The following is a 13598-nucleotide window of genomic DNA, read 5'->3' as shown; positions in this document are numbered from 1 at the left end:
GTTGGCTTTGACACTGCAGGGAAGAATAGCCGAGGTAGAGGAACGTATCATACGTGCCTGCGCCGCAAGCGGCCGGGATCGGAGTGAAGTCAAGGCAATCGCCGTGACTAAATATGTCTCACTGGAAATGGTCTCTTCTGTGCTGGATGCAGGTTTGATGCATGTCGGCGAGAACCGCTGGCAGGATGCGGAGCTTAAATGGAAGGCGCTGGGGGACCGAGGAACCTGGCACTTCATAGGACATCTGCAGACCAATAAAGTTAAGGACGTTATCGGTAAATTTCAATATATACACTCTTTGGACCGGCTGTCTCTGGCCCGGGAATTGCAGAAGAAGGCAGCCGCTGCAGAACAGGACGTCCATGTCTTTGTTCAGGTGAATATTTCGGGAGAAGATACCAAATACGGTTTGCCGCCTGGGTCCGTACCGGACTTTTTGCGTGAGATTGCCGGTCTGGACCGTATAAAAGTAATCGGGCTGATGACAATGGCCCCTTTTGAAGGAGATCCTGAGCTTACCCGTCCGGTCTTCCGCGGACTGCGGGAGCTGCGCGATGAACTTAACCGTCTCGGTGTGACAAAAGAGCCGATTACGGAGCTTTCGATGGGAATGTCGAATGATTACGAAGTGGCGATACAGGAAGGAGCCACCTGGGTGCGCCTGGGGACGGTATTAGTAGGCCATGAGGAGGGATCGTGATGGGCGTAATGAACCGGTTTATGAGTTTTTTGGGCTTACAGGAGGAAGAGGAAGTTGTTGAGCGGGAGCAGATTTCCCGCGATGAGGATGAATACGAGCCGGCCCCTGTAGAAAACCGCAAAAATCAGCGGGCTAACGTCGTCAGTATCCATTCACAAAAAAATGTCAAGGTTGTATTGTATGAACCCCGTTCTTACGACGAGGCCCAGGAAATTGCCGATCATTTGCGTTCACACCGGACGGTCGTCATTAACCTGCAGCGGGTCCGCAACGACCAGGCCATGAGGATTATTGATTTTTTGAGCGGAACGGTATACGCCCTTGGGGGAGGAATTTCCAAAATCGGGGGCAATATATTTATGTGCACACCGGATACGGTTGAAATTCAAGGCTCCATCACGGAGATTCTGGGTGACGATCAAGACTATAACAGAATGAGGTGAACGGGTTTTGACCCAAATCGATTCCATTATTGATATACTGTTCAGAATTTACTTCTATATGATCCTTTTCTATGTACTTATGTCCTGGCTCCCCAATGTGCGGGAGACCTTCATAGGTGAGCTGCTCGGCAAGCTGGTGGAGCCTTATTTGACTCCATTCCGCCGCCTCATTCCGCCGCTGTTCGGAACCATGGACATTTCTCCGATTATCGCGCTGACTGTACTGCAGTTTGCCGCCGCAGGGCTGAAGTCCGTGCTGCACTTCTTCGTGTAGGCCGGCATGCTGAAGAACGAGATTTATGGCCATTTCCACCCGGACGAACGGCAATTTGTGGACAGGGCCTGGGATTGGGTAACGGCAGCCGGAGAATATCATGAGACCAAACTGACGGATATTCTTGACCCGCGTCAAGGTTATATCCTGCAAAGTCTGGTGAACCGCCATCCCGATGTGATTGTCAGATGGGAAGGCGGACATGCCGGAGCGGAGCGGAGAAGGGCGCTGGTTGCGCCGGACTACCGCGAACTGGCCGGCGAGGATATGGAGCTGAAGGTGCTGGCGATTACGTCCGGCGAACAGAAGTTTTTGGCGCTGGAGCATGGGGACTATATGGGAGCCATTCTGGGTCTGGGCATTAAACGGAGTAAGATTGGTGACATTCATGTTCTTGACGATGGCTGCCATGTGGTCGTTACGGCAGATATTGCCGACTACCTGAGCCTAAATCTACACCAGGTGCATAAGGTGAATGTAAGCACCGCGATTCTCCCGCTGGCCTCGCTGCGTGCCGGCGAAGTCAAGCTGGAGCCTCTGGAGTTCTCGGTGGCTTCCCTGCGATTGGACGGAATCGCTGCCGATGTGACCCGGCTGAGCCGGAGCAAAATTCTGGTTCCAATCAAAGGCGGGCGTGTCCGGGTGAATTGGAAAGTGGAGGAAGATCCGTCGTACGGACTTAAAGCAGGCGATATGGTATCTATTCAGGGGTTTGGGCGTTTCAAAGTTCTCGAGGTCGGCGGTTTAACGAAAAAAGGCCGGTACCGGGTCCAGATAGGCAAATTTGTATGATTTCCTTGCAGGAATCCGGCTGTACTTGTCGAAAATGATTATCTCTAGGGAATAAACATTTTTGAAGCTGGACGCCGATTAGTGTAAAAGAGGCGGACCATGGACGGCAGGGCGGAATGGAATCCCGTCTTCTGCCCTATACTTGCTTTACAGTCTTTCTTCTTTGTGCCGGGGGGCACAAGGAGGTCCGAAATTACTAGGAGGTGCACAGCATGCCATTAACGCCGCTCGATATACATAACAAGGAGTTCGCCCGGCGGCTCCGCGGTTATGATGAAGATGAGGTCAATGAATTTCTGGACCAGGTCATCAAGGATTATGAAAGTGTGATCCGCGAGAACAAGGAGCTGCAGAATCAGCTTCTGTCCATACAAGAGCGTCTGGATCATTTTGTCAACATTGAAGAGACTTTATCAAAGACCATTATCGTCGCTCAGGAAGCAGCGGATGAATTGAAAAACAATTCCAAGAAGGAATCCCAGCTGATCCTCAAGGAAGCAGAGAAAAATGCAGACCGGATTATCAACGAAGCCTTGTCCAAATCGCGTAAAATCTCGATCGAAACCGAAGAGCTGCGGAAGCAAGCTTCCATTTACCGTACCCGCTTCCGGACACTTCTTGAAGCACAGCTTGAACTGCTGTCTCAGGATGACTGGAATGCGCTGGAGAGCCGTGAGATTACCGAGAACGCATTCTGATCCGCCTTTTGCCAAATGGTTGACATTTCAGCTTAAAGAGGCTATAACTAGATCATATCTTTATCATGTTCATATGTATTCGATGACGGGACAAGTACGACAAGGTTAACGTTCTCCAGAGAGTCGGCGATTGCTGAGAGCCGATTGTTCGCACCCTGCCGGAATATCTTCCCCAAGAAGCCAAGCTGAAGCGTGAATCGTGCGTAGGCCTGAGCCGTCCGCCGGACGTTACACCGGACCCGCGTGTCAATTCTTACGCGGAACTGAGATTGTGCTGAATACACTCCCCTTAAGGATGTGCTCATGTGCAGAATTAGGGTGGTATCGCGAGCGCTGTCTCGCCCCTTTGGGGGCGGGATGGCGCTCGTTTTGGTGTGGGCGATCCCCCTAAATCCCCCTTTCCAAGGGGGACCCCAAGGGCCGCGGCCCTCTGGACACCCGCAAGCAGTGCTCCGGGGATGGAGTGACTTTGGCGGAAGGGGAAGGATTAGGTTGCCGGGGGGGAGCGGCCGTTCTTAGGCTCCCCTGCGGGTTCGCCTGCGCGGCCTTAACTGCGCCCGCAAGGCGCCAAGGGCCCCGCGACGCTGTGCCAGTCGCGGGGAGGCTTCCCGAGCACAGGCTGCCTCCTGCGGAGGATCGCGGCTCGGGTGCCGGGGCAAGGGCCCCGCGACGCTGTGCCAGTCGCACGGGCAGGCTCCCCGAGCCCAGGCTGCCTCCTGCGGAGGATCGCGGCTCGGGTGCCGGGGCAAGGGCCCGCGACGCTGCGCCAGTCGCGCGGGGAGGCTCCCCGAGCCCAGGCTGCCTCCTGCGGAGGATCGCGGGCCCGGGTGCCGGGGAAAGGCTCTGCGCCAGCTGTGCATGGCGCGGCAGGCCTACCGAGCCCAGGCTGCCTCCTGCGGAGGATCGCGGCTCGGGTGCCGGGGCAAGGGCCCGCGACGCTGCGCCAGTCGCGCGGGGAGGCTCCCCGAGCCCAGGCTGCCTCCTGCGGAGGATCGCGGCCCCGCGACGCTGCGCCAGTCGCGCGGGGAGGCCCCCCGAGCCCAGTGCTGCCTCCTGCGGAGGATCGCGGGCTCGGGGGCCTTAGGTAAAGCGGGCCGCGGCAGCGGCGACAAGCGAGGGATAAGCCAACGTAATTTTTCCCCGTCTGCCACAGTAACTCCACCCTCTGGTTTCCTTCCGGGTGTCCAGAGGGTGGAACCCTTGGGGCCCTCCCTTGGCTAAGGGAGGGTTTGGGAGGGATCGAAAAAGGTTTATAGACAAAACCACGAAAGGATTGACCCTTATGCAAAAAGTAGATGTCAGAGAAAAAGCACGGGCCAGAGATGTCCGTATCTTGAAGAAATGGAGCGACGAAGATACGTTCCGCAAATCCATGGAGAACCGCGAGGGCCGTCCTAACTACGTGTTCTATGAAGGACCTCCGACGGCGAACGGTGCGCCGCATATCGGGCACGTGCTGGGCCGCGTAATCAAGGACTTTATCGGCCGTTACCAGACGATGAAGGGGTACCGCGTCGTGCGTAAAGCGGGCTGGGATACACACGGCCTGCCGGTGGAGCTTGGCGTGCAGAAGAAGCTTGGCATCTCCGGCAAACAGGATATTGAAGAATATGGCGTAGAGAAGTTCATTCAGGAATGCAAGGACAGTGTATTCGGCTATGAGAAGCAGTGGCGTGAGTTCACGGAAGCCATCGGGTATTGGACCGATTTGGATCATCCGTACGTAACTTTGGATAATACGTATATCGAGAGTGTATGGAATATCCTGGCGACAGTACATGAACAAGGCCTGCTCTACCGTGGTCACCGCGTCAGCCCTTATTGCCCGAGCTGCCAGACGACCTTGAGCTCGCATGAGGTGGCGCAGGGATACAAGACGGTAAAGGATCTCAGTGCGACAGCAAAATTCAAGCTGGATGACAGCGGCGAATATGTGTTGGCCTGGACGACGACCCCATGGACACTGCCGGCGCATATGGCGCTGGCGATGAATCCCGACATGGATTATGTACGGGTGCAGCAGGACGGGGAAATCTATATTCTGGCCAAAAACCTGGTCGAAGAGGTTGTAAAAGGCGAGCACACCGTGCTGTCAACGCACAAAGGTGCCGAGTTCATCGGCAAAACCTATGCACCGCCATTTGGTTATATCGAGGCGGAGAAGAGCAATGTTATCGTGGGCGCAGCTTTTGTCACCGATGCCAGCGGAACCGGGATCGTGCACATGGCACCGGCACATGGCGAGGACGACTACAAGACCTGCCGCGAGAATGGCATCAGCTTCGTGAATGTGGTGGACGGCTCCGGTAAATATACGGAAGTTGTGACTGATTTTGCCGGACGTTTTGTGAAGGACTGTGACCTGGATATCATCAAGGCCTTGTCCGAGAAGGGCCTGCTGTTCAGCAAAGAAAAATATGAGCACAGCTATCCGTTCTGCTGGCGCTGCGATACGCCGCTGCTGTATTACGCGACAGACAGCTGGTTCATCAATACTACGAAGATCAAGGATCAGCTGATTGCCAACAACAACAGCGTGGACTGGTATCCGGAGCATGTGCGTTCGGGACGGTTTGGCAAGTTCCTGGAGGAGCTGGTGGACTGGAATATCAGCCGTAACCGCTACTGGGGAACGCCGCTGAATGTGTGGGTCTGCCAGGCGACAGGCAAGGAATTTGCCCCGCACAGCATTGCCGAACTGAGAGCGATGGCCATAGGCGATGTGCCTGAGGATATTGAGCTGCACAAGCCGTTTGTGGATGCCATCAAGCTGCGCAGTCCGTTCAGCGAAGGCGCGGAAATGGTCCGTACGTCCGAAGTGATCGACGTCTGGTTCGACAGCGGCTCTATGCCTTTTGCCCAAAGCCACTATCCGTTTGAGAATGAAGATAAGCTGAACGACCAATTTCCTGCAGATATGATCTGCGAAGGGATTGACCAGACCCGCGGCTGGTTCTACAGCCTGCTTGCGGTATCGACCTTGTTCAAGGGCGTAGCGCCTTACAAAGCGGTCATTGCCCACGGCCACATCCTTGATGAGAATGGCCAGAAGATGTCCAAATCCAAAGGTAATGTTATTGACCCTTGGGAGATCATGAATGAATATGGCACGGACGCCTTCCGTTGGGCGATTCTGGCCGACAGTGCACCATGGAACAACAAACGGTTCTCGCGCGGACTGGTAGGGGAGACCAAATCCAAGGTTGTAGATACACTGGTCAACACGCATGCGTTCCTGACGCTGTATGCGGGTATCGACGGTTACGATCCGGCCGACCATCCGTTCAAGTTGTCCGATCACAAGCTGGACCGCTGGATTCTGTCCCGTCTGAACAGTGTGATCCTGGTGGTGGATAAAGGGCTGGCAGTGAATGACTTCGTTAATTCATCCAAAGCAATTGAGAACTTCGTGGATGAGCTGAGCAACTGGTATATCCGCCGTTCCCGCGACCGGTTCTGGGGCAGCGGCCTTGGCGAAGATAAGCTCGATGCTTATCGTACCTTGACCGAAGTGCTGCTGAAGACGGCACGGGTGATGGCTCCATTTACACCGATGTTGTCCGAGGATATCTACACGAATCTCGGCGGCGGGGAAAGTGTGCATTTGGCCGATTATCCGGTTGCCGATGAGAGCCTGATCGATCTGCTGCTTGAGCAGGATATGGAAAGTGCCAGACAAATTGTTGAGCTTGCACGCAATGTGCGGAATGAGACGGGCATCAAGACCCGCCAGCCGCTTGCCGAGCTGATCGTTTCGATCGACCGCAGCTTCAATGTGGCCGATTATGAGGAGATCATCAAAGATGAGATCAACATCAAGAACATCGTGCTTGAGAACAGCGACAGCGGGTTTGTTGATTTTACCCTGAAGATGAATCTTAAGGTCGCCGGCAAAAAATACGGTAAAAACATCGGTTTCCTGCAAGGTTTCCTGAAAGGGCTGGACAGTGAGGCTACCCGCAAAGCGGTACAAGAGGGTGTCATTGCCGTCGTATCGCCGGAAGGGGAGGAGCTGCAAATTACAGCTGATGAGCTGCTGGTCGACAAACAGGCCAAATCGGGCTTTGCTTCTGCCTCGGGTTATGGGCTTACTGTAGCACTCAACACTGAGATCACCCCGGAACTGGAACAGGAAGGCTGGGTACGCGAGATTGTCCGTGCCGTGCAGGATTACCGCAAACGTCTGGACCTGCCGATCGAGAAACATATTGCCCTTACGCTGAAGGTGGATGCTGAGCTGAAGGCAGCCGTTACGGCATTTGAGCATGTACTGCGCGAGAACGTGCTGGTGACGTCGGTTGGTTTTGACGGAGATCATCTGTTTGAAACAGTAGATGCCGGAGGAAAATCCATCGGTATCCATATCGGAGGCTGAGCCTTTGCATTACTTGTCCACAAACCGCATATACTAGCGTCACAAGTGTAAACGGAAGTTCTCCGTTTATGCGTGGAATATAATCCATTATATTTCGGCGCAAAAATAACGAGTCCCGTGCTCAAGGAAGACATGTTCTTCTTTGGCCGGGCTCGTTTACGTTGTGGAGACAATGGGGCAAGGGAAGGGGCGCTAGACTTGGGCGGTGGAAATAGGGAGAACGGCAGCTTGGGGGATCAGAACAGAATCTCGGTCAAGACCTCCGGAAAGGGCAGCGGCAATTCGCAGGGGGAAGTACAGAATTCGGAGAAGCAGTCATTCCCGCCTTCCGGCCCTTCTGCTGCTCCACCCAGGCCGGAGGATTTGCCGCCGGAAGAGAGGTTGAATGTGGTATACCGGGTGACTAACGGTCTTGCGCAGCAGATGGAGAAAGCGCGTATAGCTGAATATACAGAGCTGCTGCGCTCACCCTGGCGCCTGATCTGGCTGAATGTGCTCACGGGTACGGCGCGTGGGGTGGGGGTTGCCCTCGGGTTTACGTTTTTTGCGGCGACGATTATTTATGTGCTTCAAGGACTGGGGGCTTTGAACCTGCCGATAATCGGGGACTATATTGCCGATATTGTCCGGATCGTCCAGCATCAGCTGGAGCTGAAGAACTTTTAGGGCCTTTTGTACTTTCCGCCCAGGCTTTGATATCCGGCTGTTTTTTGAGGCTGCACCATTCTTTTTTCAGCCGTTTCAGAAATCCCCGCTGCTGTTTTTTCTCTGCATGGAGGATACGAAGGCTTCTCATCAAGAGTAGGTAACGAAGTTCATCATTAGGGCTGAGCTTGTCAATTTCCTTGGAATAGTCGGGCTTCATGCATATGCTCCTCGTCTGCTAACTTACTTTTTTATAGGCAAGAACTATAGTATCAGCAGCATCTGAACAATTTCTTAACAAATGGAATAAAAAAGGACGAACCGTTCCCGAAAAGAACCCGGGAAAGGCCCGCCACAGGTGATTGTCTGCTGTTTAGGACTTGTCTTCTTTATGGTGAGGATCAAGCAGGTAGCTGCCTTCTTCGCTGTCCAGGTAATGCTGGTAGCTTGTTCCGCGGACTACGGTGACATGATTTCCCGAGATGTCCGTGGCAACAAAATTCTCCCAAGGTTCCACGAAACCTTCGGTTTCGTCCGCCTCTATCTCCATGTCATTGTAGGAATCGATATTGTTGCCTTCGGCCATAGCCGGAGAATCCGAATTGCCCCAGCTCTCTACAATCTGCCAGGCATCTTCGCCGTCGAACCCGTTTTGGGTATCGCGTTCATCCAGACTTGTCCGTCCAAAAGGAGGGGACAGAAACTCTTCTTCCGCCGGCCGCGTAAACGGAGAACTCTGCCGGGGGTTATGCTCCTTGCAATAACGGGTGGAGGGAATGGCGGCCAGGCGCTCGAAAGGAATGGGCTCGCCGCAGGTCAGGCAAAGGCCGTAAGTCCCTTCAGTGATGGCGTTCAGTGCAGCATCAATATTGTCGAGTCCATGCTCGTCCCTCTCCAGCAGTGAGATATCCATGGAACGGTGATACAGCTCCGTGGCGGCATCTCCGGGGTGGTTGTCAATCTCGCTGAGGTCACCGGTGGAATCGCGCATGGATTCTTGAAGTCCGTAATGCTCATTGTTCTGAAGCCTGTGCTGAATATCATCATGCTGCTGGTTAAGGAGGGCGCGCAGCTCGGAGAGCTGTCTTGCTGTCAGGTGGTTCATCTGGAGGTAGCTCCTTTCCGTATGCTTGAGAGATCGAATTAGCGCTGCTTGCAATTGAAGGTTCAAGGATAGGTTGACCGGAGAGAGGGGATTTTAGCGCTGGAAAATAGTCCCCGAAAGATGAACGGACACCGGCGTCCCGGAATAGACGGGTTCTTGAGGGCTGTGCTACAATAAACAAGTCTTAATTCAGTATTTGTACCGCTGGAAATGGCGGGATAATAAGAACGGAGTGACAACTTCTGTGGTGTACTATCTGATAGCTCTTATTGCTTTTTTGATTGACCGCGGGACCAAGTATCTAATTGCTACCCGTCTTGAGCTAGGCGAGCAGATTCCGGTAATCGGCGATTTCTTTATCATTACTTCCCACCGCAACCGCGGTGCCGCATTTGGGATTTTGGAAGGTCAGATGTGGTTCTTTTACGTGGTTACGGCAGTGGTCGTGATCGGAATCGTCTGGTATTTGAACAAGGTAAAAGCTACACGCAAACTGCTGCCTACGGCGCTGGGCCTGGTACTCGGCGGTGCAGTTGGGAACTTTTTAGACCGGCTGATGAATGGCGAGGTTGTTGATTTTCTGATGTTTAATTTCGGCAGCTATACCTTCCCGATCTTTAATGTGGCGGATTCCTGTATCGTGATCGGCGTAGGCCTGATTATTCTGGATTCGCTGCGTGATCTGAGAGGCGGCGAAGAAATTACTGAGGTAAAGGAAGTAAAAGAAGGGAATGAATGATTTGACCGAAGACGTGGGCACCAATGAGGCATTCAGCGGCGAAGAGGAAAGAGACGTCACGGAGTGGACGGTTGCAGAAGAAAACGCCCGGGAGCGGATTGATAAATATATAACGGAAATTTGGGAAGAAGAAGTCTCGCGCTCCCAGGTCCAGCTATGGATCAATGACGGTCATGTGACCGTTAATGGAGCTTCCGTGAAATCCAACTATAAGCTGTTTGTTGGTGACAGGGTAGCTGTGGCTGTGCCCGAGCCGGAAGTTACGGATCTTGTAGCCGAGAATATTCCGCTTGAGGTGGTCTACGAAGACAGCGATGTTATTGTCGTGAACAAACCGCGCGGGATGGTTGTGCATCCTGCAGTCGGGCATCCGTCAGGCACGCTGGTGAATGCGCTGATGTATCACTGCAAGGACTTGTCCGGCATTAACGGTGAGATTCGTCCGGGGATTGTGCACCGGATTGACAAAGATACCTCAGGCCTCATTATGGCCGCCAAGAATGACGCAAGTCATGCCTCACTGGCCGCTCAGCTTAAGGAACACAGCGTAACCCGCCGTTATATTGCGGTGGTACACGGGAACTTGTCGCATGATCAGGGAACGGTGGATGCGCCAATCGGCAGAGATCCGCATGACCGCAAGCTGTACACCGTCACAGAGAAGAACAGCAAGCGTTCGGTTACCCATTTTACCGTACTGGAGCGGTTCGGGGATAACACCCTGCTGGAGCTGCAGCTGGAGACGGGACGTACGCATCAGATCCGGGTACATATGAAGTTCATTGGACATCCTTTGGTAGGCGATCCGATTTATGGACGCAGTAAGGGCACCGCAATGAATGGTCAGGCTTTGCATGCTGCCGTACTTGGATTCGTACATCCATCCACAAGGGAATACATGGAATTCAGCGCACCCATTCCTGAAGATATGGAAGAAGTGCTGTTCACCCTGCGGAGCAGATAAGTACAAATGAATGGATGATAAGTCCATGGCCTTGCTGCCGGATTTAGGTCATTATTTAAGGTATAATTTGATTAAATCCAGGAGATGAGACGAATATATGAGTATTGAACACTATCAGGATACGTTCATTCAAACGAATTTCGCGGATCGCATCGGTGGCGCGAACTACGGTAAAGATACGGCAATTTATAAATTCGAGAAGATCAAGCGGGCCAAAGCCTCCGCCAAACAGGATTTTCCAGGCATCGAGCTGATTGATATGGGCGTCGGTGAACCGGACGAGATGGCTGACGAAGGAATCGTGGCCAAGCTGGCGGAAGAAGCGGCCAAGGAAGAGAACCGCGGATATTCGGACAACGGAATTCCTGAGTTCAAAGCGGCTGCAGCAGAGTATCTTCGCGAAGTATTCCGTGTAGACGGTATTGATCCTGTGACTGAAGTCGTTCACTCCATCGGCTCGAAGCCGGCGCTGGCGATGTTGCCATCATGCTTCATTAATCCGGGCGACATCACGATTATGACGGTTCCGGGTTATCCGGTTCTGGGCACACACACCAAATATTTGGGTGGACAAGTGTTCACGGTAGAGCTCAAGAAGGAGAATAAATTCCTTCCGGACCTGAATGATATTCCCGAAGATATCGCCCGCAAGGCGAAACTTCTGTACCTGAACTATCCGAACAATCCGACGGGTGCGAGTGCGACCCCGGAATTTTTTGCCGAAGTTGTAGCTTGGGCCAAGAAATATGATGTTGTTGTTATCCATGATGCTCCTTACGCAGCGCTGACGTATGATGGACTGAAGCCGCTCAGCTTCCTGTCTGTTCCCGGTGCGAAGGATGTGGGCGTGGAGCTGCACTCCTTGTCCAAGTCCTACAACATGACGGGCTGGAGAATCGGTTTCGTTGCCGGCAATCCGCTGGTGGTCAAAGCCTTCAGCGATGTGAAGGACAACAATGATTCCGGCCAATTTATTGCCATCCAAAAAGCGGCCGCTTACGGTCTGGCCCATCCGGAAATCACCGAAGCGATTGCACTCAAATATTCCCGCCGCCACAACCTGCTGGTAGATGCCTTGAACAGCCTTGGCTTCAAAGCCGAGAAACCGAAGGGTTCCTTCTTCCTGTATGTTGAAGCGCCTAAGGGCGTAAAGGGCGGCCGCCGTTTCGAATCCGGTGAGGACTTCTCCCAGTTCCTGATCCGCGAGAAGCTGATCTCCACTGTGCCTTGGGATGATGCCGGCGCATTCGTGCGTTTCTCCGTCACGTTCATCGCCAAGGGCGAAGAAGAGGAGCTGCGTGTAATCTCCGAAATCAAACGCCGCCTGAGTGATGTGGAGTTTGAATTTTAATCTAATTGCCGACTAAACCACTTAAACTGCAAAGTGAAAGACACCCTGTGCCGATTATGGCTGGGGTGTTTTTGTTATATATTAGAATATATTTAATAAAAGCCCATAAAAAGACGATACTTGTAATAGAGGCTCTTGAGAAAAAAAGAGATTTTGATATTACGAGGGAGGATAATATGGGGAATTTTAAAGATATTGTGGTCAAAGCTATTTTTTACTTCTTTAGTGTGATTGCTTTACATGTTAGTGTTATCTACTTTTTAGGAATAAGGATAGAAGACCCGAGACTGTTGGAAATAAGTCTGACTTACTTTCTGCCGCTGATATTATTACTTATAAATTGTATCTTGTGCTTAAGGAAACGGATGCTCAAGAATAATATAATTTGGTTTATAAAAAGCACTGTTCCCAGTATAATCCTGCTGTTCTTTTTGAAAGAACTACAAGGGATAGAGAGTAATGAAAGTTACGCTGTTGTTGAATTTGATTTTTTCACAAAATATTACATAGAAATGGTGTATATATTTCCTTTATTTTGCTTCGTAGTACAATTAGTAATTATTCTATCTATAGTTATTAAATATTTTTTGAAAAAGGAAATCAATTATTGAAAGGTACTTGTGATCTTGAGAGCATAGATATAATAAACTGGATTTATCCCCCCTGTTGACATGCCTCCATCATTCTGTCATACTTTTAACAAATGAATAGCGCCTTTAAATCAGTCCCGTGAGGCTGGCAAGGTAACGTGAATCGAGGTTCGCGACTCTTAGGAAGGTATCCGTATGTGTATATGGATGATCTTTTTATGCGCGCGCGACCACTCATCTTCTTCATCTGCGGATTTCACTCCTTGCCTGTTTTGGGCAAGGAGTTTTTGGTTTTCCGGGGACTTGAACGGGCGTACAAGCTGGAGGATGAGGGATTATGGTTACTGAGAAAAATGTCATTATGGATGAAACGGCGATTCGCCGGGCGCTTTCACGCATTGCACATGAGATTTTGGAGAAGAACAAGGGTATTGAGAATTGCCTGCTGGTCGGTATCCGGACACGTGGGGTTTATCTGGCCCAGCGGATTGCTGAACGGATCAAGGAGATTGAAGGGGTCGAGATTCCCTACGGTGAGCTGGACATTACGCATTACCGGGATGACCGGGGCGCGGAGGGCAGCGAAGCCGGGGAACCGGGAGCTCAGACGGTGGTCCATAGCAATCTGACGATTACCTCCGGCAGCAGCGGCATCCATGACAAAAAAGTGATTTTGTTCGACGATGTGCTCTACACCGGCCGCACGATCCGGGCAGCAATGGATGCGCTGATGGACTGCGGGCGTCCGCGGATGATTCAGCTGGCGGTGCTCGCCGACCGTGGCCACCGGGAACTGCCGATCCGTCCGGACTATATCGGCAAAAATGTACCTACCTCCAAACATGAGCAAATTGAAGTGGCGCTGACCGAATTCGACGGCAAGGATGAAGTCTACATTATTTCTAACCGGGAGGAACGATAA

At 52.3% G+C, this 13598-nt stretch carries 13 protein-coding genes; 12 read left to right on the top strand and 1 reads right to left on the bottom strand.

All coding sequences use genetic code 11. From position 1 onward, the window contains the following. Positions 1–7 precede the first annotated feature (7 nt). The 7 genes from IEY53_RS11470 (at position 8) to IEY53_RS11440 (ending at position 7948) form a co-directional block, all read left to right on the top strand. Positions 8–700, top strand: coding sequence for a YggS family pyridoxal phosphate-dependent enzyme (locus IEY53_RS11470; RefSeq protein WP_189025261.1), 693 nt, complete (start codon positions 8–10; stop codon positions 698–700). Beyond that, on the top strand, positions 700–1143 hold the full coding sequence (locus IEY53_RS11465; protein WP_189024985.1) for a cell division protein SepF: 444 nt from the start codon (positions 700–702) through the stop codon (positions 1141–1143). Before IEY53_RS11470 ends, IEY53_RS11465 begins: the two co-directional genes overlap by 1 nt. Positions 1144–1150: 7 nt before the next feature. Next, positions 1151–1417 (top strand): YggT family protein, encoded by a 267-nt coding sequence (locus IEY53_RS11460; protein ID WP_189024983.1) that lies wholly within the window; start codon positions 1151–1153, stop codon positions 1415–1417. A 9-nt stretch (positions 1418–1426) separates the two neighbouring features. After that, positions 1427–2209, top strand: coding sequence for a YlmH family RNA-binding protein (locus IEY53_RS11455; protein WP_189025259.1), 783 nt, complete (start codon positions 1427–1429; stop codon positions 2207–2209). Between the two features lie 212 nt (positions 2210–2421). Continuing rightward, positions 2422–2907, top strand: a complete 486-nt coding sequence (locus IEY53_RS11450) for a DivIVA domain-containing protein (protein WP_189024982.1) — start codon at positions 2422–2424, stop codon at positions 2905–2907. Between the two features lie 1282 nt (positions 2908–4189). Continuing rightward, positions 4190–7282 carry an isoleucine--tRNA ligase gene (gene ileS, locus IEY53_RS11445; protein ID WP_189024981.1) on the top strand — a complete coding sequence of 1031 codons (3093 nt, stop codon included), beginning with the start codon at positions 4190–4192 and terminating at the stop codon, positions 7280–7282. Positions 7283–7645: 363 nt separating this feature from the next. Next, complete coding sequence (locus tag IEY53_RS11440; RefSeq protein ID WP_189025258.1) at positions 7646–7948, top strand: DUF5665 domain-containing protein; 303 nt, start codon at positions 7646–7648, stop codon at positions 7946–7948. 352 nt (positions 7949–8300) lie between these two features. Here IEY53_RS11440 and IEY53_RS11435 read toward each other — a convergent pair whose 3' ends face one another. Further along, the gene (locus IEY53_RS11435) at positions 8301–9032 is read right to left on the bottom strand and encodes a TraR/DksA C4-type zinc finger protein (RefSeq protein ID WP_189024980.1); all 732 of its coding nucleotides are present in this window, start codon (positions 9030–9032) and stop codon (positions 8301–8303) included. 244 nt (positions 9033–9276) lie between these two features. Here IEY53_RS11435 and lspA point away from each other — a divergent pair, with 244 nt between their 5' ends. From lspA to pyrR, 5 genes are all read left to right on the top strand, one after another. Then, positions 9277–9771, top strand: coding sequence for a signal peptidase II (gene lspA, locus IEY53_RS11430; RefSeq protein WP_189025256.1), 495 nt, complete (start codon positions 9277–9279; stop codon positions 9769–9771). Then, a complete protein-coding gene (locus tag IEY53_RS11425; protein ID WP_189024979.1) occupies positions 9764–10735 on the top strand; it encodes an RluA family pseudouridine synthase in 972 nt (323 codons plus the stop codon). Before lspA ends, IEY53_RS11425 begins: the two co-directional genes overlap by 8 nt. Before the next feature lie 97 nt (positions 10736–10832). Continuing rightward, positions 10833–12086, top strand: a complete 1254-nt coding sequence (locus IEY53_RS11420; protein ID WP_189024978.1) for an LL-diaminopimelate aminotransferase — start codon at positions 10833–10835, stop codon at positions 12084–12086. Positions 12087–12091: 5 nt separating this feature from the next. After that, positions 12092–12697 carry a hypothetical protein gene (locus IEY53_RS11415; RefSeq protein ID WP_189024977.1) on the top strand — a complete coding sequence of 202 codons (606 nt, stop codon included), beginning with the start codon at positions 12092–12094 and terminating at the stop codon, positions 12695–12697. Between the two features lie 316 nt (positions 12698–13013). Beyond that, positions 13014–13598, top strand: coding sequence for a bifunctional pyr operon transcriptional regulator/uracil phosphoribosyltransferase PyrR (gene pyrR, locus IEY53_RS11410; RefSeq protein ID WP_189024975.1), 585 nt, complete (start codon positions 13014–13016; stop codon positions 13596–13598).

Source organism: Paenibacillus albidus (assembly GCF_014644435.1).
Lineage (GTDB): Bacteria > Bacillota > Bacilli > Paenibacillales > Paenibacillaceae > Paenibacillus_AQ > Paenibacillus_AQ albidus.
This window is presented reverse-complemented; position numbering and strand designations above follow the sequence as displayed.

Coding starts and splice junctions, on each gene's coding strand:
- IEY53_RS11435 (WP_189024980.1), bottom strand. CDS start 9,032: ATGAACCACCTGACAGCAAGACAGCTCTCCGAGCTGCGCGCCCTCCTT.
- IEY53_RS11420 (WP_189024978.1), top strand. CDS start 10,833: ATGAGTATTGAACACTATCAGGATACGTTCATTCAAACGAATTTCGCG.
- IEY53_RS11465 (WP_189024985.1), top strand. CDS start 700: ATGGGCGTAATGAACCGGTTTATGAGTTTTTTGGGCTTACAGGAGGAA.
- IEY53_RS11425 (WP_189024979.1), top strand. CDS start 9,764: ATGAATGATTTGACCGAAGACGTGGGCACCAATGAGGCATTCAGCGGC.
- ileS (WP_189024981.1), top strand. CDS start 4,190: ATGCAAAAAGTAGATGTCAGAGAAAAAGCACGGGCCAGAGATGTCCGT.
- IEY53_RS11450 (WP_189024982.1), top strand. CDS start 2,422: ATGCCATTAACGCCGCTCGATATACATAACAAGGAGTTCGCCCGGCGG.
- pyrR (WP_189024975.1), top strand. CDS start 13,014: ATGGTTACTGAGAAAAATGTCATTATGGATGAAACGGCGATTCGCCGG.